Origin of the sequence: Pseudomonas sp. MG-9 (assembly GCF_018729515.1) — a bacterium.
In the GTDB taxonomy this organism is placed as follows: Bacteria; Pseudomonadota; Gammaproteobacteria; order Pseudomonadales; family Pseudomonadaceae; genus Aquipseudomonas; species Aquipseudomonas serboccidentalis.
The window spans coordinates 170,381-190,157 of sequence record NZ_JAHHZH010000012.1 but is presented as its reverse complement, the minus strand read 5'-3'; the positions used below and the strand labels follow the sequence as shown (position 1 = coordinate 190,157).

13 protein-coding genes are annotated in these 19,777 nt (G+C 60.4%); 2 read left to right on the top strand and 11 right to left on the bottom strand.

The window, feature by feature from the left end:
- Positions 1-136: 136 nt before the first annotated feature.
- From astD to KKQ10_RS26695, 4 genes are all read right to left on the bottom strand, one after another.
- Positions 137-1,606, bottom strand: coding sequence for a succinylglutamate-semialdehyde dehydrogenase (gene astD, locus KKQ10_RS26710; protein WP_215502816.1), 1,470 nt, complete (start codon positions 1,604-1,606; stop codon positions 137-139).
- On the bottom strand, positions 1,603-2,628 hold the full coding sequence (gene astA, locus KKQ10_RS26705; protein ID WP_027612638.1) for an arginine N-succinyltransferase: 1,026 nt from the start codon (positions 2,626-2,628) through the stop codon (positions 1,603-1,605). The genes astD and astA overlap by 4 nt, the downstream gene beginning before the upstream one ends.
- A gap of 51 nt (positions 2,629-2,679) precedes the next feature.
- Positions 2,680-3,699 carry an arginine/ornithine succinyltransferase subunit alpha gene (aruF, locus tag KKQ10_RS26700; RefSeq protein ID WP_215502805.1) on the bottom strand — a complete coding sequence of 340 codons (1,020 nt, stop codon included), beginning with the start codon at positions 3,697-3,699 and terminating at the stop codon, positions 2,680-2,682.
- 201 nt (positions 3,700-3,900) lie between these two features.
- Positions 3,901-5,121: an aspartate aminotransferase family protein gene (locus tag KKQ10_RS26695; protein ID WP_127651350.1), complete on the bottom strand. Its 1,221-nt coding sequence runs from the start codon at positions 5,119-5,121 to the stop codon at positions 3,901-3,903.
- 307 nt (positions 5,122-5,428) lie between these two features.
- Between KKQ10_RS26695 and KKQ10_RS26690 the strand changes: the two genes are divergently transcribed.
- Positions 5,429-10,441, top strand: a complete 5,013-nt coding sequence (locus tag KKQ10_RS26690; RefSeq protein ID WP_215502804.1) for a dermonecrotic toxin domain-containing protein — start codon at positions 5,429-5,431, stop codon at positions 10,439-10,441.
- A gap of 6 nt (positions 10,442-10,447) precedes the next feature.
- Here the strand turns inward: KKQ10_RS26690 and argR are convergent, their stop codons facing one another.
- The 7 genes from argR to acs all read right to left on the bottom strand — a co-directional run bounded on the left by argR (position 10,448) and on the right by acs (position 18,616).
- A complete protein-coding gene (argR, locus tag KKQ10_RS26685) occupies positions 10,448-11,440 on the bottom strand; it encodes a transcriptional regulator ArgR (RefSeq protein ID WP_164747887.1) in 993 nt (330 codons plus the stop codon).
- Between the two features lie 246 nt (positions 11,441-11,686).
- On the bottom strand, positions 11,687-12,451 hold the full coding sequence (locus KKQ10_RS26680) for an ABC transporter ATP-binding protein (RefSeq protein WP_042607206.1): 765 nt from the start codon (positions 12,449-12,451) through the stop codon (positions 11,687-11,689).
- Between the two features lie 27 nt (positions 12,452-12,478).
- Positions 12,479-13,591 carry a M14 family metallopeptidase gene (locus KKQ10_RS26675; RefSeq protein WP_215502803.1) on the bottom strand — a complete coding sequence of 371 codons (1,113 nt, stop codon included), beginning with the start codon at positions 13,589-13,591 and terminating at the stop codon, positions 12,479-12,481.
- Between the two features lies 1 nt (position 13,592).
- Positions 13,593-14,291, bottom strand: a complete 699-nt coding sequence (locus KKQ10_RS26670; protein WP_127651346.1) for an ABC transporter permease — start codon at positions 14,289-14,291, stop codon at positions 13,593-13,595.
- A complete protein-coding gene (locus KKQ10_RS26665) occupies positions 14,288-14,977 on the bottom strand; it encodes an ABC transporter permease (protein ID WP_003227287.1) in 690 nt (229 codons plus the stop codon). Before KKQ10_RS26665 ends, KKQ10_RS26670 begins: the two co-directional genes overlap by 4 nt.
- Positions 14,978-15,067: 90 nt before the next feature.
- A complete protein-coding gene (gene aotJ, locus KKQ10_RS26660; protein ID WP_025112900.1) occupies positions 15,068-15,841 on the bottom strand; it encodes an L-arginine-binding protein AotJ in 774 nt (257 codons plus the stop codon).
- Between the two features lie 819 nt (positions 15,842-16,660).
- Positions 16,661-18,616, bottom strand: coding sequence for an acetate--CoA ligase (gene acs, locus KKQ10_RS26655; RefSeq protein WP_215502802.1), 1,956 nt, complete (start codon positions 18,614-18,616; stop codon positions 16,661-16,663).
- A 416-nt stretch (positions 18,617-19,032) separates the two neighbouring features.
- Here acs and KKQ10_RS26650 point away from each other — a divergent pair, with 416 nt between their 5' ends.
- Positions 19,033-19,296, top strand: coding sequence for a DUF2790 domain-containing protein (locus tag KKQ10_RS26650; protein WP_085578243.1), 264 nt, complete (start codon positions 19,033-19,035; stop codon positions 19,294-19,296).
- Positions 19,297-19,777 lie beyond the last annotated feature (481 nt).

The following is a 19,777-nucleotide window of genomic DNA, read 5'->3' as shown; positions in this document are numbered from 1 at the left end:
TATAGGCTTCAAGTAACAATTCAGTCAGACCGCGTCGCGGCTATCGCGAGCAGGCTCACTCCTACAGTTTTAGCGGTGAACACAGATGTTGTGTGCGACACAATTCCTGTAGGAGTGAGCCTGCTCGCGATGGCCGTTACGCCATCTTCACGCCGGGTGTCAGGGCCACCGGCAACGTCAGACTCGGGGTTTCCAGCGAGGCCACCGGGTACGCGCAGTAATCCGCCGCGTAGTAGGCGCTGGCGCGATGGTTGCCCGAAGCACCAACACCGCCAAACGGCGCGCTGCTCGCAGCACCGGTCAGCTGTTTGTTCCAGTTGACGATACCGGCGCGGCTTTCCAGCCAGAACTGCTGGTAACGCGCTTCGGAATCCGACAGCAGACCCGCCGCCAGGCCATAAGCGGTGTCGTTGGCCTCGCTGATCGCCTCGGCAAAATCGGCGTAACGGATCACCTGCAGCAACGGGCCGAACAGTTCTTCGTCCGGACGCTCGGCCACGGCGGTCACATCGAGAATGCCCGGCGTCAGCAAGGCCGACTGCGCCTGTGGCTGAGTCATTGCCAGCAGCGACACCGCGCCATTGGCCAGCAGATGTTGCTGGGCATCCATCAGCGCTTTGGCCGCGCCAAGGGAAATCACCGAGCCCATGAACGGCGCCGGTTGTTGATCGAACGCACCGACTTCAATGGTCGAGCTGACTTCAACCAGACGCTTGAGCAGGCTGTCGCCCCACGCACCTTGCGGCACCAGCAGGCGGCGTGCGCAGGTGCAGCGCTGGCCGGCGGAAATGAACGCTGACTGAATGATCGTGTACACCGCTGCGTCCAGATCAGCGACCTGATCGACCACCAGCGGGTTATTGCCGCCCATTTCCAGCGCGAGGATCTTGTCCGGACGCCCGGCGAACTGCTGATGCAGATGGTTGCCAGTGCGGCTGGAACCGGTGAAGAACAGGCCGTCGATGCCCGGGTTCGCCGCCAGCGCGATGCCGGTTTCGCGAGCGCCTTGCAACAGGTTCAACACGCCGGCCGGCAGACCGGCTTCGATCCAGCACTTGACCGTCAGCTCGGCGACTTTCGGGGTCAGTTCGCTCGGTTTGAACAGCACGCTGTTACCGGCCAGCAGCGCCGGAACGATGTGCCCGTTCGGCAGGTGACCGGGGAAGTTGTAAGGGCCGAACACCGCGACCACACCGTGTGGCTTGTGGCGCAGCACGGCGGTGGCGTCGCCCAGCGGGCCGCTCTTCTCGCCGGTACGTTCGCGGTAGCTCTGCACCGAAATCGCAACCTTGTTGACCATGCTGGTGACTTCGGTCGCGGCTTCCCACAGTGGCTTGCCGGTTTCCTCACCGATGGTGCGGGCCAGTTCATCACTGTGGTTTTTCAGGGCGGCAGCAAAGGCTTCGAGCACGCTGATGCGCTCGTCCAGCGTGCGACGCGCCCATGCCGGGAATGCCTGACGCGCAGCCTGCACGGCAGACTCGACCTGAGCGGCGGTAGCGCCCTCCCCCGACCACAGCACTTGCTGGGTCACCGGGTTCAGCGACTGGAACGCTTCGCCCTGACCGGCCAGCCATTCACCTGCGATGTATAGCGAATTCATTATTTCGACTCCCGAGCAGCAGACAACGCTACGGCGCGCACTTGATCGCCAGCGTTGAGTTGAAGACGTTTGGCGGTCAGCGGATCGACCACCAGCGTGCCGGCGGCCAGACGGGCCGGGGCAGCCGTGATGCGGCAATCTTCGCGCTTGCGGTTATGGATGATGAACGGCGTGGCGTCGTCGCCCGGCGTACCGATCGCCAGCACCAGCGCTTCGCTGTCGCGCACTGCGCGGATCTTGCTGGTTTCGCACTCGATGGCCGGGCCGGCATCGAAGATGTCGACGTAGCCCTGATAGCTGAAACCTTCGCTCTTGAGCATCGCCAGCGCCGGCTCGGTGTCCGGGTGCACCTGGCCGATGACGTTGCGCGCATCGGGCGAGAGGAAGCAGGTGTACAGCGGGAATTTCGGCATCAGTTCGGCGATGAACGCCTTGTTGCCCACGCCAGTCAGGTAGTCGGCCTGGCTGAACTCCATCTTGAAGAAGTGCCGACCGAGGCTTTCCCAGAATGGCGAACGCCCGGCTTCGTCGGACACGCCACGCATCTCGGCAATAATCTTGTTGCCGAACAGTTCAGGGAACTCGGCGATGAACAGCATGCGCGCCTTGGACAGCATGCGACCGTTGAGGCCGGTGCGGTAATCGGCGTGCAGGAACAGCGAGCACAGCTCGGAGTTGCCGGTCAGGTCATTGGCGAGGAACAGCGTCGGGATCTCGCGATAGATGTTCAGCTCCTGCGAGGCGCTGACGGTCAGGCCGACGCGGAAGTTGTACCAGGGCTCGCGCAGACCGACCGCGCCGGCGATGGCGGAAATCCCCACCACGCGGCCGTTGTCGTCTTCAAGCACAAACAGGTAGTCCGCATCGCCACGGCCGGCTTCGCCGCGAAAGGTCTTCTCGGCCCAGCCGACCCGATGGGTCAGGCGCTCTTCGTTGGCCGGCAAAGTCGTCAGGCCGGTGCCGGTGCTGCGGGCCAGGTCGATCAGCGCGGATAAATCGCTGCTGCGTACGGGACGAACAATCATGCTATCTCCTCAAACGGGCCGCCTTCGCCACCCGTGAAACTCGCTAAGGCGTTAAACCGCCACCAGGCGCACGCTGGCACCTTCACCGACGCCCAAGGCTTCGGCTGCTTCCAGATCCAGGGTCACCGGTTTGCCCGGCGCGTAATCCAGCTCCAGCAGCACCGCGCGGTAATCCTGCAACTGCGCGTTGGCCACCAGGTACTGGCGCCCGACACCTTTGACCGGCTCGCCGATCTTCACCGGCACCACACGGCTCTGGGCGATCGAACGGATCCCCGAAACACGCGCATGCAGGGTCGGACCACCGTCGAAAATGTCGATGTAGTGATCGGTCTCGAAGCCTTCGCGCATCAGGATGTCGAACGTGATCTGCGCACGCGGGTGCACCTGGCCCATCGCTTCTTGAGCGGAATCCGGCAGCAGCGGCACGTAGATCGGGTAATGCGGCATCAGCTCGGCGAGGAACGTACGGCTCTTCAGGCCACACAGGCGCTCGGCCTCGGCGTAGTTGAGGTCGAAGAAGTTGCGACCGATCGCATCCCAGAACGGCGAATCACCGTTCTCGTCGCTGTAGCCGACGATCTCGGTCACCACCGAATCAGCGAAACGCTCCGGGTGGCTGGCGACGAACAGCAAGCGGCCACGGGAGTTGAGTTCAGCCCACGGCGACCCCACCAGCTCGCGCTGCACGTAGAAACTGGTCAGCAAGCTGTTGCCGGTCAGGTCGTGGCATTGCGAAAGCACGTGGATCTTGTTGTGGATCTTCAGCTCGCGGGAAGCGTGAACGAAAGTCTCGTTGCGGAAGCTGTAGAACGGCTCCGAATAACCGGCCGAGGCGACGATGGCCGAGCAGCCCACCAGTTTGCCGGTAGTGGTGTCTTCGAGGACGAAGAAGTAGCTCTCCTCGCCATTGAAGCTCACTTCGGCGGCAAACGAGGCTTCGCTTGCGGCGATCTTGTCGCTCAGACGTTCCACGTCATCCGGCAAGGAAGTGACACCAATCGGACTGTCCGCAGCCAGACGCTGTACCTCGCCCAGATCAGCCATTTGCGCAGGGCGCATCACCAGCATGGTGTCACTCCTTTTCTCTTATCAATTCACAGAAAAAACACCGGACCTTGTAGGAGTGAGCCTGCTCGCGATTGCGGTCTGTCAGAAACCAATGAGTCGACTGACATACCGCAATCGCGAGCAGGCTCACTCCTACATTTGATCGGGTCCGGCATTGAAATTTTGATCGACGCCCGAAATCCTCAGGCGTCGAAGGGTCTATCAGGCTTGCGTCAGTGTTGCTGCAGCGCGTTCGAAGCGGTCCAGGCCAGCGTCGATATCGGCATCTTCCACCACCAGGCTCGGGGCGAAACGGATCACGTCCGGGCCAGCCTGCAGAATCATCAGGCCTTCTTTTTCAGCGGCGTTGAAGATGTCCTTGGCCTTGCCTTTCCAGGCATCGCTCAGCACACAACCGATCAACAGACCGAGGCCACGCACCTGAGTGAACAGGCCGTACTTCTCGCCGATCTGCTCCAGACGGGTCTTGAACTTGTCGTGCTTGGCATTGACGCCGCTCAGCACCTCAGGGGTGTTGATCACGTCGATCACTGCTTCAGCCACCGCGCACGCCAGCGGGTTGCCGCCGTAAGTGGTGCCGTGGGTGCCGACGACCAGATGTTTGGCCAGCGCTTCGGTGGTCAGCATCGCCGCGATAGGGAAACCACCGCCCAGGCTCTTGGCGCTGGTCAGGATGTCCGGCGTCACGCCGTAATGCTGGTAGGCGAACAGGTGGCCGGTACGGCCCATGCCGGTTTGCACTTCGTCGAACACCAGCAGCGCGTTGTGCGCGTCGCACAGTTCACGGGCGCCTTGCAGGTAAGCCAGTTCGGCCGGCAGCACACCGCCCTCGCCCTGGATCGGCTCCAGCACGACCGCGCAGGTCTTGTCGGAAACGGCAGCTTTCAGCGCCGCCAGGTCGTTATAAGGCACGTGGGTGATGCCGGTGATTTTCGGACCGAAACCGTCGGAGTACTTCGACTGGCCACCGACGTTGACGGTGAACAGGGTGCGGCCGTGGAAGCTGTTGAGAGCGGCGATGATTTCGTACTTCTCGCTGCCGAAACGGTCGAACGCCACGCGACGGGCCAGCTTGAACGCGGCCTCGTTGGCTTCGGCGCCGGAGTTGCAGAAGAACACGCGCTCGGCAAAGGTCGCGTCGATCAGCTTGTGCGCCAGACGCAGGGCCGGCTCGTTGGTGAACACGTTGGACACGTGCCACAGCTTGTTCGCCTGTTCGGTCAGCGCACCGACCAGCGCCGGATGCGCGTGGCCCAATACGTTAACGGCAATCCCGCCGGCGAAGTCGATCAGCTCGCGGCCGCTCTGGTCCCAGACGCGGGAACCGGCGCCACGCACCGGAATGAAAGCGGCAGGCGCGTAGTTGGGAACCATTACCTGGTCGAAATCGGCGCGTTCTACCGCAGCGTGCTCAACGGACATCGGAGTCTCCTGAAGAGGAACACCCGCCTGAAACTGGCGAGCGATGGGGGGATTGTAAGGACAGTTTTCAGCCCGGCCTTGTCGCCAAGCGACAACTTCTTATAGCGCAAACCCCGGATTTTCCCGGGTTTACGGCAATGCGACATATAGCGTCGCAAAGGCGCAGTTTAACTGGCGGCAAGGGATTGCGGCAGACCTGCTTCTTTGTAACTCAAGACGATTTATCAGGTGCGGTATATATGTACCGCACGCGGTCGACTTTCTCGGGTTCTCCTAGGAGACTTTCAAATTCGACGGCAGCTTGCGAATGAACACCGAAGCAATCGACTCCGACACTTTCCACGTCATAAAACCGGACACTCACTACCAGCCGCTGATCAATGCCATTCCGCTCTGGGTGCGCCAGGCCGCGCCCCACAGACGCTCGGCACTGCGTAACAGCGCAGCGCTGCTGCCGGCATCGCTCAAAGGCGCAACGGCGGATCAGCACGCCAAGATGAAATCGCTCATCGCCCGACACGCCGCCAGTCAGAACCGGCTGGACGAGGCGCTGAGCCGCCTGCAGAACCCTGACGATTTCGCCGCGCCCTTGCTTGAAACCGCGATCCAGAAGCGCTTCGGGCTGACGCTCGATGTTCGCAATATCTGGCTGCGCCTCTACATTCCGGATCACCTGCCCTGGCTACGCATGAAATCGGGGGCCGCGCGCACCTGGACCGTGTCGTTGCAGGAGGGTGCACTGCACAACTTCGAAGCCTCCGAAACCGGGCCACAAGCCTTTGAACCCGCTTCAAGCTACATCTCGGCGCCGGGTCCAAACGAACAGTTCAGCACGCTGACGCACATTGCGGACAAGATGCCGATCACGGCGTTTACCCAACTGTGCCGCGAGCTGGACATCGGCCGGCAATACCGCGAGTACCTGGAAGACAATCTGGGCATCAGCAATCCGGTAGCGGCCGCGCTCCTCCGATCAAAAGCCCACGAGAGTCAGAGCGCTGCACTGACTGCCGCCCTGCACATGGCGCAGATGCAAAAACTGCTGAGTGTCGACAGTCATCGGCAGATTCTCGACCTGCTCGACGCTAGAGCCGCCCCCGACCTGCACGGCCACGATCTGACCCTGCTGAATGCCCGTCTCACCGGCATCCTGTTGTTCGCCCCGGACCTGGAGCGCACAAGGGACGTGCAAAAAGTCGTGGTCTACCTGCCCGATGACCCGGCACACCCGATCAAGGAATATGCCTCGTCCGCCGCATTCGCCGAGGAGCTGACCCGACGTTTGCGCGAGCCGGACTACCAGACGTTTTTCAGTCGCTTCATTGACTATGCCGACCGCGGGCAGTTTTTTGCGCAGTTGAACAACCAGCTCGCACCGCTGACCTGGCATCCCACACAGCGGGGGGACTCGCGTCCGTCCTGGCGGGAACAGCCCAATCCGCGCCCGTCGCTGCGAATCAACGCCACCGTTATTCAGGGCAACCTGCAGACGCATCTCTATCAACGCAAACTCGACAAGATACTTAACGATGCGCGGGTTCTCGCGGTCGCTACCGCAACCGTCGATCAGCAAGCACGCTGGGCGCTGTGGGACTCCTTCACTGAAATAGCCTCGACATTGCTGAACATCGCTGCGTTCATTGCGCTGCCCTTCGTACCGTTTCTGGGTGAGCTGATGCTGGCGTACACCGCCTACCAACTGCTCGACGACACCTTCGAAGGCGTCATCGACTGGGCCGAAGGCCAGGGCCGGGAAGCCATCGGACATTTCATCGGGGTGGTTGAATCGGCAGTACAACTGGGCACCTTCGCGGTGGGCGGAACCCTTGTTGTCGGCGAGCTCAGCGCACGCCTGCCAAACGCCAGCCGCCGCTTCTTCGAACGCTTCAATCCCGTGAAGCGCCCCAACGGCGATACCCGCTATTGGCTGCCTGACCTCAAGCCCTACGAACAGTCGATCAAGCCTCCTGCCCAGTCAACACCCGAGGCCTCGGGCCTGCATCAGCACCAGGGCAAAACACTGCTGCCCCTCGATGACACGTGCTATGCCGTCACCCAGGACAGCCGCAACGGTCAATACCGCATCGAACATCCGAGCCGCCCCGAGGCCTATCAGCCGCGCCTGCAACACAACGACGCTGGAGCGTGGCAAACCGAACTGGATCAACCCCAGACCTGGAATCAAGCCACCCTGCTGCGCCGTAGCGGGCCAGATGTCCAGCGCGTGCCTGCGACCCAGCGCGATCGGTTGCTGCTGATCAGCGACTGCGATGAAAACGCCCTGCGCAAGGCGCACGTCAACCAGGAGCGCCTGCCGCCCCTGTTCGCCGACACCCTCAAGCGGTTCAACATTGACGAGGACATTCAGACCTTCATCGACCAGATGAACAGCGACCACCCCGACGACTACCTGCAAGCCGACCTTCTGACCCAACTCGAACTGCTGCAAGAGAGCCGCCACTGGCCCAGAGGCAGGGGCTTGCGCCTGAGCGATGACGTTGGCACCCCACTCTGGCAAAGCAACCTTCGCGACCTGCCCGCGCTGGAATTGGTGGTGACAAAACTTGAGGGCGGTGACCTGCTGAAAACTCTGTTGATGATGTTGCCGGACAGCGAAACCAAGGCCTTGATGGGCGAACCGTTCGGCGCCGCGGCTCCGCGCCTGGAAGCTCGAACCCGGCGTCTGAGGCAGACGCTGTCACAACTGGCGCGAGACAAACGGCAACACTTGTTCGATCAGCGCTATCGCCGCCTGGAACAGGGCGCCGACGCCCTGACGCAAAAGATCATGGACGCCGATTCACTGCCACGCAGCGTCGCCCAGGCGTTGCTCGACGGCGCGACCGACACCGAGCTCCAGCAACTCAAGCGCGGAACGTTGTCACCGCGCCTGACCGAGCAGGCCTGGGAAGCCGGACTGCAGGTACGCCTGACGCGTGCCTACGAAGGCCTTGAACTGCAATCGAACGCCAACAACGCCGATACGCAAATGCTCGCACTGCACACCCTGGAGCAGTTGCCCGGCTGGTCGGGACGACTGCGACTCGAAGTGCGCCACTACTCCCCCGACGGCTCACTGATCGACAGCGTCGGGGCTGCCGATGCACCGACACGCAAAATCATGGTTCTGCGCGCCGAGGGCGACCATCAGGCCTTTGACGATACCGGCGACGAGCTCAGCGGCGGTGAACCGTTTTACGATTGCCTGCTGCGCGCCATGCCTGACAGCGAACGCGCAGCCTTGAATCTGCGCATCGGCGAAGGCGAGAAACTCAGGTTGTCGATCAGAGATCACGCCTTGGCTCGCGATGCTCTGCGTTCGCTTCTGGCACAACAGCCAAAATACAAACCCACTTATGACCCCACTGTCATGCGCCTGCTGGGTGGCACCGACGGCTACAACCACATGCCGCGCAATACCCCGAGCCTGTCGGAGCGAGCCGGCGTGTTGTTTCCCCAGCTCTCACCCGGCCAGCTCGAATCGTTCGTCGAACGATTGCAACGCCACCCCACCGGCCCCCGGGCGGAGCTGACCCGGATGATGAATCAATACACGCAACTGCACAGCACCCTGAGTGCCTGGGGCGATGCGATCCCGCAACAATTCCCGAACACCGGGATCGCGCTCACCCATGAACAGATCGTCGTCCAGCGCGCCATTCGCCTGCGCTTCATGCACGACCTGATCAATCTCTGGCGCATGCAGGAAACGATTCCGGACGCTGAGGAGTATTTCGTCGACTTCCGCTTTATCCAGCCCATCATTGGCGAGTTGCCGGTGCTCGACACCGAATTTTCCTGCGTCAGGCAACTCACTCTGGAAGGGCACCCTGCCACACGCGGCGTGCATGAATTCCTGCGCAGCTTTACCGGAATGCAGCGCATGGCATTACGCAATTTCAATCTGGGACGCTTGCCGGACAACCTCGCGCAGACCTCGCAGATTCAGGAGCTGATCCTGAGCGAATGCGCCATCACCCTCACACCACAAAGCCACGTCGTGCTTGCGAACCTGACGCGGCTGACCACGCTGGACCTCTATAAAAATCCTCTGGAACTGGTGCCCAGCGTCGAAAACATGCCGGCTCTGAACTACATCGACGTGTCGCAAACCGGGATTTCCAGCTTTCCCGACGGGTTGCTGACCCGACCACTCCTGCGTACCGCCTTGCTCAATGGCAATACAATCGCTCAATTGCCCGCCGAGCTTCTTGAACTGCCGTCGGTCATTCAGGACGGGATCGATCTGGGAAACAACCCGCTCGACACCACTGACCTTGAGCGCATCAAACAACACTTTCTCCACACCCTGGGAGACTTTGGCGTCTCTGCCGCCGATACCGACATTCAACGGGTACAAACGCTGTATCCACTGATGGATCGAGAGGAAGCCAGCCATTTTATTTATCTGTTGCCGGGCGACCTGGCCGAAGGACGCGAGGCGCTGACACGTCTGGAAGCCGAGCTCGCCACCCTTGAAAGCGAACTGGCAGCCTGGACAGCCGACGTCCCGGCGCTTCACCCGCGCAGTCAGCAACCGTTCACCGCCCAGCAGCTGCAAATTGAACACTTGAGCCGAGACGAGTTCAGGCAGCAGCTATTGCGCTGCTGGCGCCGGGAGGTCGAGTCGGATGATTTCAGTGACTTGATGCACCCAGGCTTCCAGCTGACTCTGGACACCCAGGTGACCGGCAACCTGCCCAGGGTGAAAGCCGACTTCAAGCATGTATCGCTGATGTTCCTGGAAAGCAGCCACGGCCTTACCGGTGGCGTGCCGGGATTTCTGGAAAGTTTCCCGAATCTGAAGGCCCTGACCCTCCATCAATTCGACCTCGACCACTTGCCTTCGGCGATTTTCACCATGGGCAAGTTACGCTCACTGAACCTGGCCGAGTGCACGATCAGCCTGTCGCAGAACACCGCACTGGAACTGGCCCAAATGAGTCAGTTGGAGTTCATCGACCTGAGCAACAACCCACTGATCCTCGCACCCGATGTCAGCCAGATGCCACAGTTGACAACCCTGTTGCTCGACAGCACCGGCATCAGCGAACTGCCAGCGGGTTTACGGCAGCTCAAGCATCTGGAGATGGTGGACTTGGGTAACAACGCGATCGTCGACGTGCCCCATGACATTCTGGAATGGCCACAGGAGTTCAGCGAAAACATCGACCTGCAAGGCAACCCCTTTTCACGGGCGAGCCTGCAACTGCTGATCAGCTACTTCAGGCTGACCAGCGTCGATTTTGGTATCGATGCGGTGATCGAGAATGCGGAACTGGAAGTATCGTCTTCAGGTGATTCCGCCGTCGACGAGTGACCGTGTTCAGCCGCGCTCGGGCGGCACCGACGAGAGCTCGAACGGACTGCTGCTGCGCCGCTGGTTGCGATCTTCCCGCGGCGTGGCACCGAAGAAGTTGCGGTAGGCGCTGGAGAAATGCGGTCCCGAAGAGAAACCGCAGGACAGGCCGATCTGGATGATCGACTTGCTGGTTTGCATCAACATCTGCCGGGCCTTGTTCAGGCGCAGCTCCAGGTAGTACTGGCTCGGTACGCGGTTGAGGTATTGCTTGAAGATCCGCTCCAGTTGCCGACGGGACACGCACACGTGCTGGGCGATTTCGTCGGTGGTCAGTGGTTCTTCGATGTTGGCTTCCATCAGCAGCACCGCCTGGGTGAGCTTCGGATGGCTGGAGCCGAGACGATTCTGCAGCGGGATGCGCTGACGCTCGCCGCCCTCGCGAATGCGCTCGACCACCAGCTCTTCGGAAACCGCACCGGCCAGTTCCGCACCGTGATCACGGGCCAGCACCGCCAGCAGCAGGTCGAGTACCGACATGCCGCCGCATGCGGTCAGGCGATCGCGATCCCAGTCGAACAGATGACTGGTGGCGATGACTTTCGGGAAACGTTCGGCGAAATCGTCCTGCCAGCGCCAGTGCACGGCGGCGCGGTAACCGTCGAGCAGACCGAGCTGCGCCAGCGGATACACACCGGCCGACAGACCACCGATCACACAACCGGCACGCACCAGCTGCTTGAGCGCGCTGCTGAGCGCCGGGGCCAGGGTGGTCGGCGGCTCGTCAGCGAGCAGGAACAGTTTCTGGAAGTTTTCGAGCTTGCCGGTCCACGCCTCGCCCGGCAGTTGCCAGGCGCCTTCGGCCGCAGTTTCTGTAACAGCTTCGGCCTGCAGGAACGCCAGTTCGTAAACCACCTCCGGGTGCACCCGCTGAGCAACACGCAAGGCCTCCTCCGCCAGCGCCAGCGTCAACGCTTTAGTGCTGGGCCAAATCAGGAAACCAATTCGATGGGCAGTCATGGGCGGGCAATCCGAAACGAAGAACGGTGATGAAGGCATGGGCCAATGCTAGCCCGTAAATGAACGCAAATCTCGAAACCTGCGCAGCGCCCACTGTAGGAGCTGTCGAGTGAAACGAGGCTGCGATCTTTTGATCTTCAAAAACAAGAGCAAAAGATCGCAGCCTTCGGCAGCTCCTACAGGGGATCGGAGCCAACCTTCAGGCTGCGAAGCATGCACTATTCCGGTGCATATCGGCAGTTCTGATTATTTCAAGCTACCCGACAGGAACTGCTGCAAACGCTCCGATTGCGGATTAACCAGCACTTCACGTGGGTTGCCGCTCTCTTCCACGACACCTTTGTGCAGGAACACCAACTGGTTCGACACTTCACGGGCGAAGCCCATTTCGTGGGTCACCACCACCATGGTGCGGCCTTCCTGAGCGAGGGCCTGCATGACTTTGAGCACGTCGCCAACCAGTTCCGGGTCGAGGGCCGAAGTCGGTTCGTCGAACAGCATTACTTCCGGTTCCATCGCCAGGGCACGGGCGATTGCCACGCGCTGCTGCTCGCCACCGGACATGTGCCCCGGGAACGCGTCTTTGCGATGGGCCACGCCGACCTTGTTCAGGTAGTGCTCGGCCTTCTCGCGCGCTTCGGCCTTGGACACGCCCAGCACGTGGACCGGCGCTTCCATGATGTTTTCCAGCGCAGTCATGTGCGACCACAGGTTGAAGTGCTGGAACACCATCGACAGGCGCGAACGCATGCGCTGCAGCTGCTTCGGATCAGCGGCTTTCAGCGCGCCGTCCTTGTTCGCCACCAGTTTCAGCTCTTCGTTGTTGAGCAGGATCCTGCCCGCGTGCGGCTGCTCGAGCAGGTTGATGCAGCGCAGGAAAGTACTTTTGCCGGAGCCACTGGAGCCGATGATGCTGATCACATCGCCGGCTGCCGCTTTCAGGGACACGCCCTTGAGCACTTCGTGACTGCCATAGCGTTTATGCAGGTCTTGGACTTCAAGTTTGTACATGCGGTCGGTTCTCACAAAAACAGTCAGTCAGTCGTTGAGCAAGCGCCCGTGACGCAGCGCTTCGCGCCCCGCCACCTTGGCCAGCCAGAAACCGGGTTGGGCATAGCGCAGCCGTTCAATGGCAAACAGCACCCCGGAGGTACCAGCACACACCGTGCTGACCCGATCGGACACAGGATCGATCACTTCGAAAATCTCATCCCCGGCTTCGACCCACTCGCCGGGTTTACGCAAAAAGCTCACCACACCAGGGTGCGGTGCCAACAACAATTGAGTGCCTTCGAACGGCATGCCTTCACAGGCTTCGTGCGCCGGTTTCGGCCACTCACCGGTGATCAGGCCCTGCTCGGCGAGGAACGCCAGAATGCCTTCGGCCCACGCCACCGCATCAGCGCGGTCGGTATTGGCCTGACCGCCCAGTTCGACGGTGGTCGCCAGGCACGCCAGCGGAATCTGCGCGTCCGGGAACTGCCGCGACAGGCGCAGCCATGGCAACGAGCACGCTTCATCGAACGAGCTGCCGCCGGAGTCTTCCGCGAGCAAACCCACCTTCACATTCAAATGCGCCGCCAGAGAACGCCACTGCGGCCAATGCTGCGGCAGCGCATACATGTGCAGCGCGGCTTCAGTGTCGCAGTGCAAGTCCAGCACCACGTCAGCGGTGCAGGCATGGCTCAGCAAAACGCGCTGCATGCCTTGCAACTGGCTGCTCGCCTCGGGTAATGCCGCCAGATGATCAGCCATCGCCTGACGGATCAGGCGAATGTTGGCGTGCGGATCGTCACCGAGGCTGTCGGCCAGCGCCGCCGCAACCGGCGCACTCAGCTCGACGAAATCACGGTTGAAATTCTTGCCGCTGCCCGCCTCGAAACGCCCCTGATGATTGCCTTGCAGCAATTGGCCGAGGCCCAGCGGGTTGGCGACCGGCACCAGCTCGATCACACCGTTGAGCAAGCCTTGGGCTTCGAGTTCGCCGAGACGCTTTTTCAGCTCCCAGGCGGTGCGCATGCCCGGCAATTCGTCAGCGTGCAGGCTGGCCTGGATGTAGGCCTTGCGCTCGCCTTGTCCGAAACGGAACACGGAAATCTTGCGCTCGCTGCCCAGGTGGCTCCACGGCAATACGTGGTCGATGCGTTCCATATCAGTGCTTCCGCGGGGCCAGGTAGCTCAACCAGCGACGCTCGGCCAGCTTGAACAGCTTCACCAGAATGAAGGTCAGGCACAGGTAGAACAGGCCGGCGGTGATGTACGCCTCGAACGGCAAGTAGTACTGCGCGTTGACGGTACGGGCCGCACCGGTGATGTCGATCAGGGTCACGATGGACGCCAGACTGGTGGTCTGCAGCATCATGATCACTTCGTTGCTGTACTGCGGCAGCGCCCGGCGCAGGGCCGATGGCAACAGGATGCGCTTGTACATCTTGAAGCGCGACATGCCCATGGCCTTGGCGGCTTCGATCTCGCCGTTCGGCGTGGCCTTCAGGCTGCCGGCGATGATTTCGGCGGTGTAGGCGCTGGTGTTGATCGCGAACGCCAGGCACGCACAGAACGTCGCGCTGGACAACCACGGCCAGAGGAAGCTTTCACGCACCGCTTCGAACTGGGCCAGACCGTAGTAGATCAAAAACAGCTGCACCAGCATCGGTGTGCCGCGGATCACATAGGTGAAGAGCCACGCGATGCCGTTGACCGCTGCGTTCTTGGAAACGCGCATCAGGCCCAGCGGCAATGCCGCCAGCAGACCGAACAACAGCGACAGCGCGAGCAGTTTGAGGGTGGTCAGCAGCCCGCCGAGGTACAGCGGCATGGCCTCCCAAATGACGTTGTAGTCGAAGATCATAGATCAGCCGCCCTTACGCCTACCGAGTAGCGCTTCTCAAGGTGACGCAGCGCCAGCAACGAGACACTGGTGATCACCAGGTACATCGCCGCCACTGCGAGGAAGAAGGTGAAAGGCTCGCGAGTGGCATCCGCCGCCTGCTTGGCCTTGAACATCATGTCTTGCAGACCGACCACCGAAATCAGCGCGGTCGCCTTGGTCAGCACCAGCCAGTTGTTGGTGAAGCCGGGAATCGCCAGGCGAATCATCTGCGGCACCATCACCCGGAAGAACACCTGAAAACTGCTCATGCCATACGCCATACCGGCTTCGGCCTGGCCCTTGGGGATCGCCATGAACGCGCCACGGAAGGTTTCCGACAGGTACGCACCGAAGATGAAACCGAGGGTGCCGATACCGGCGGCCAGCGGGTTCAGGTCGATGTAGTCGTCATAGCCGAGCATCGGGGCGACACGGTTGAGCAGGTCCTGACCGCCGTAGAAGATCAGCAGGATCAGCACCAGATCGGGGATCCCGCGGATCACCGTGGAATACAGATCGCCCAGCCACGCCAGCCAACGAATCGGCGACAGGCGCAACGCGACCCCGATCAGCCCGAGAACGATGGCCAGGGCCATGGACGACAAGGCGAGCTGAAGCGTCAGCCATGCGCCATCGAGGATGACAGCCCCGTAGCCTTTCAACATGATTCAGGTCCTCGAAAGTTGGGATGAAAAAATGGCGCAAACCGCAGAGACCTGTTGCTTGCGCCATTTCTGACTTGTCGCAGAGACGTGTTACTTGCCGTAGATATCGAAGGCGAAGTATTTGTCCTGGATGGCTTTGTATTTGCCGTTTTCGCGGATGGCCGCGATGGCGGAGTTGATCTTGTCTTTCAGCGCGTCGCCTTTGCGCACAGCGATGCCCACGCCGTCGCCGAAGTATTTGACGTCGGTGAACTGCGGGCCAACGAAGGCGAAGCCTTTGCCGGAATCGGTGTTCAGGAAGCCGTCCTGCAGCAGGGTGGCGTCAGCCACGGTACCGTCGAGGCGACCGGCGGCCACGTCGAGGTAGATTTCGTTCTGCGAGCCGTATGGCTTGATCTCGGCACCCAGCGGGGCCAGGACTTCGCGGGCGAAACGCTCGTGGATCGAACCACGTTGCACGCCGATGTTCTTGCCCTTGAGCTCAGACAGGTTGTCGCTGACAACGGTGCCCTGCTTCATGACCAGACGCGCCGGAGTGTTGTAGTACTTGTTGGTGAAGTCCACGGACTTCTTGCGGTCTTCAGTGATCGACATGGACGACAGGATCGCGTCGATCTTGCGCACTTTGAGTGCCGGGATCAGACCGTCGAACTCTTGCTCGACCCACACGCACTTGACCTGCATCTGCTCGCACAGGGCGTTGCCGATGTCGTAGTCGAAACCAACGATGCTGCCGTCCGGCGCTTTGGAAGCGAACGGAGGGTAAGCCGCTTCGATACCGATCTTCAGAGGTTTTTCATCAGCGAAGGAATTCAGCGACAGCACGGACAGTGCCAGGGCGCCAAGCAGCACAAGTTTCTTCATCTTGGGACTCCATCGGTAAAGGGCAAAAACGGCAGAGTGAGCGACAGCCCAATATGCGAATGGGTGAATCGGAAAAGCGGCGCAGCATCGGTGGGAAATTTCCCATTGAAACCACCAGGGGTTTCAACGTCAGCCACGATGAGCGAGTGATCGGCATTCTAACGACAGGCCCGAAGCCGATATTTCTTCAATGCGACAACTAATTACAGATGCACAGAGAAACCCGCTTGAGCGCATTGACAGCCTTGCAAATTCATGCAAGAGCGAAAGACAGTGAACCGATCTATGCTGCAAATTGCGGGCCTATTATTCGCAAACCCTTCTAATCCGGCAAGCGCAGCGTTGTGTCTTATTTTTCATTGGGGGTTTTGAGGCTCTAGAACGGGGCGATGCGTTTCCCTTCGCCCCGCTGCGGGGCGGGCGGTTACACATTTGGTTACTCGGGTGGGTGTGGGTAACAGCGGGAAGGGGCTTGTGCGAGAAATCGATAATTATTGGTTGACGGGTTTGGGTTCCGACAGCGGAGTGCACCGGTGTCTGACAGATGGCTATCGCGAGCAGGCTCACTCCTACAGTGGATCGCGCTCCACCTGAAGAAACCCGATCAACTGTAGGAGCGAGCCTGCTCGCGAAGAGGCCAACACAGCCACCACAAAACCCAAGACAGAATAGGATTACGTTCTTTCAGGCAGAACACCATCAACCTGTGGGAGCGAGCTTGCTCGCGAAGAGGCCAGCACAGCCACCACAAAACCCCCAGACACAAAAAAGCCCCGCCCGGCAATCACCGGACAGGGCTCTTCAATGCATCAGACAGGCTTACGCCACATTCATCGTCTTGTGCGTATCAATCAAATGCTGCACCACCGCCGGATCCGCCAGGGTCGAGATATCCCCCAACCCATCATATTCACCGGTCGCAATCTTGCGCAGGATCCGGCGCATGATCTTGCCCGAACGGGTCTTCGGCAGCCCCGGCGCCCACTGGATCACGTCCGGCGAAGCAATCGGGCCGATCTCCTTACGCACCCAGTTCTTCAGCTCCAGGCGCAATTGCTCGCTCGGCTCCTCGCCGTTTTTCAGGGTCACGTAGACATAAATGCCCTGCCCCTTGATGTCGTGCGGCACACCGACCACCGCCGCTTCGGCGACTTTCGGGTGGGCGACCATCGCGCTTTCGATCTCGGCAGTCCCCATGCGGTGGCCGGAGACGTTGAGCACGTCGTCCACACGCCCGGTGATCCAGTAGTAACCATCGGCGTCACGACGTGCACCGTCACCGGTGAAGTACATGCCACGGAAGGTCTTGAAGTAGGTGTCGACGAAACGATCGTGGTCGCCATACAGCGTACGCGCCTGGCCTGGCCACGAATCGAGAATCACCAGATTGCCCTCGGCCTCGCCCTCGATGATGTTGCCGAGGTTGTCGACCAGCGCCGGCACCACGCCGAAGAACGGACGCGCCGCCGAACCCGGTTTCAGAGCATGGGCGCCCGGCAGCGGGCTCATCAGGGTGGCGCCGGTTTCGGTCTGCCACCAGGTGTCGACGATCGGGCAACGGGACTGACCGACGTTCTTGTAGTACCAGTCCCAGGCTTCCGGGTTGATCGGCTCGCCCACCGAACCGAGCAGACGCAGGCTGCTGCCGTCAGCGCCTTCAACAGCAGCGGTACCGGAGGCCATCATCGCGCGGATCGCGGTCGGTGCGGTGTAGAGGATGTTGACCTTGTGCTTGTCGACGATCTTCGCCACCCGGGTGATGTCCGGGTAGTTCGGCACGCCTTCGAACAGCACGGTGGTCGCGCCATTGGCCAGCGGGCCGTAGACGATATAAGTGTGGCCGGTGACCCAGCCGACGTCGGCGGTGCACCAGTAGATTTCGCCCGGGCGGTAGTCGAACACGCGCTCGTGGGTCATCGCCGCATACAGCAGATAACCGCCGGTGGTGTGCTGCACGCCCTTCGGCTTGCCGGTGGAGCCGGAGGTATAAAGGATGAACAGCGCCTCTTCAGCGCCCATCTCTTTCGGCGCGCACACGGTGCCCGCCACTTTCATCAGGTCTTCGTACCAGATGTCGCGATGCTGGTTCCACTTGATGTCGCCGCCGGTGCGCTTGCACACGATGACTTTCTGGATGCTGCTGGTTTCCGGGTTGGTCAGCGCGTCGTCGACGTTGGCCTTCAGCGGGATCTTCTTGCCGGCACGAATGCCTTCATCAGCGGTGATCACCACTTTGGATTTGCAGTCGATGATCCGCCCCGCCAGGGCTTCCGGCGAGAAGCCGCCGAACACCACCGAGTGAATCGCGCCGATCCGGGTACAGGCCAGCATGGCGACCACGGCTTCGGGGATCATCGGCATATAAATAGTCACCACGTCGCCGCGGTGTACGTCCTGACCACGCAGGGCGTTGGCCAGCTTGCAGACTTGTTCGTGCAGTTCGCGGTAGGTGATGTTGCGGCTTTCGGAAGGATCGTCGCCTTCCCAGATGATTGCGATCTGATCGCCGCGCTCGGCCAGATGACGGTCGAGGCAGTTGTAGGAAACGTTCAGGGTGCCGTCGGCGAACCATTTGATATCGACATGGTGATCATCGAAGGACGTCTGCTTCACCGTGGTGAAAGGCTTGATCCAGTCGAGGCGCTTGGCTTGCTCGCGCCAGAAGCCGTCAGGGTTGACGACCGACTGCTGGTACATGGCTTTGTAGGTCGCCTCGTCAGTCAGCGTATTGGCCAGAACCTCGGGACGAACGGGATACAGAGAAGCCGCACTCATCTTTCTTACCTCGGTGGAATAGTTGTTTTTGTATGACTCCGTTGTAGCCGGGCCGGCCCCATAGAACCATTCGACGATGGTTGTAGGAGCTGCCGCAGGCTGCGATCTTTTGATCTTGCTTGGCAAAATCAAAGGCGAAAGATCGCAGCCTTCGGCAGCTCCTACAAGGGTTGCGCGGTGTTTTGCGGGGATTGTTACCAAATCTGCCAAAAGTGTTTATCAAAACCCCACCTGTTTACCCTCACCCCACCTCCCTAAAATCCACCTCGCCGACAAGGCAAACCGATTAACAACGTTACAGCCCCCACGAAGGCCGTTAATCCAGCTCTCAAGTAATAAGTGCAAACGATGAAGTTCCACACGCAACCCTAAAAAGGTTGCGTGACCCCACTCGACCTCAAGAAGGTAAATCTGAAATGAAAGCTTTATTGGTTCTGGCCCTCAGCAGTCTGTGCGCAACCGCCATGGCAGACGAGGTCCCGACTGATGTCGCACAGCAACAACCGGTGATCGAGGAATACACTTACTCCACTCACCTGGACATCGCCAAAGTTGTATCGATGAGCGAAGTTCCGAATGTCTGCGAAGTGGTACCGATGAAAATGGAGTACGACGACTCCAAAGGCCAGCGTCACATCCTGCGCTACAGCGTGATGGGCAACGGCTGCTCCAATGGCTGATCAAGACTGCACCGAATTGGATCTCTCAGCGCGTCATTGAGGGTCGATTCCAGCCCGGCTTCGGTCGGGCTCAGTTGTGTCTGGAGTCGTCAAAAATGCTTGCAAAACACTAGATGTAGTGAAAAACGCGTTTTTTTGTTCGTTTTTTGAGCAAATCCACAACGGCGAGATTTTTACGAAAAAAAATCTATCCCCGGCAAAGCCCTGTAAACCCGCACTCTCATCGAAAAACCACCCTCCTCGACCGCTCCATGCGCGGATTCGCCTCAGCACAGCCGTGTTTTTTTCCCTATAATGCCGCCCTAATCGGGTCAGCAATATTCCCTTACAGGGATCAAAGCCATTCTGAAGCCCCGCAGCAGCGTCAACGCTGATCTGCGCCCGTCAGAGGCTCTCGGAAACCCGTACAAAATTCTGTTTTATTGCCTGCCTTAGCTGCTGCAAAAAACGATTCCTTAAGATCCAACGCGGTCTGTACGAC

What these genes read in the sequence shown, in the direction of transcription:
- astA (WP_027612638.1), bottom strand. Translation starts at nt 2,628, where the DNA reads ATGATTGTTCGTCCCGTACGCAGCAGCGATTTATCCGCGCTGATCGAC.
- aruF (WP_215502805.1), bottom strand. Translation starts at nt 3,699, where the DNA reads ATGCTGGTGATGCGCCCTGCGCAAATGGCTGATCTGGGCGAGGTACAG.
- KKQ10_RS26695 (WP_127651350.1), bottom strand. Translation starts at nt 5,121, where the DNA reads ATGTCCGTTGAGCACGCTGCGGTAGAACGCGCCGATTTCGACCAGGTA.
- KKQ10_RS26690 (WP_215502804.1), top strand. Translation starts at nt 5,429, where the DNA reads ATGAACACCGAAGCAATCGACTCCGACACTTTCCACGTCATAAAACCG.
- argR (WP_164747887.1), bottom strand. Translation starts at nt 11,440, where the DNA reads ATGACTGCCCATCGAATTGGTTTCCTGATTTGGCCCAGCACTAAAGCG.
- KKQ10_RS26680 (WP_042607206.1), bottom strand. Translation starts at nt 12,451, where the DNA reads ATGTACAAACTTGAAGTCCAAGACCTGCATAAACGCTATGGCAGTCAC.
- KKQ10_RS26675 (WP_215502803.1), bottom strand. Translation starts at nt 13,591, where the DNA reads ATGGAACGCATCGACCACGTATTGCCGTGGAGCCACCTGGGCAGCGAG.
- KKQ10_RS26670 (WP_127651346.1), bottom strand. Translation starts at nt 14,291, where the DNA reads ATGATCTTCGACTACAACGTCATTTGGGAGGCCATGCCGCTGTACCTC.
- KKQ10_RS26665 (WP_003227287.1), bottom strand. Translation starts at nt 14,977, where the DNA reads ATGTTGAAAGGCTACGGGGCTGTCATCCTCGATGGCGCATGGCTGACG.
- aotJ (WP_025112900.1), bottom strand. Translation starts at nt 15,841, where the DNA reads ATGAAGAAACTTGTGCTGCTTGGCGCCCTGGCACTGTCCGTGCTGTCG.
- acs (WP_215502802.1), bottom strand. Translation starts at nt 18,616, where the DNA reads ATGAGTGCGGCTTCTCTGTATCCCGTTCGTCCCGAGGTTCTGGCCAAT.
- KKQ10_RS26650 (WP_085578243.1), top strand. Translation starts at nt 19,033, where the DNA reads ATGAAAGCTTTATTGGTTCTGGCCCTCAGCAGTCTGTGCGCAACCGCC.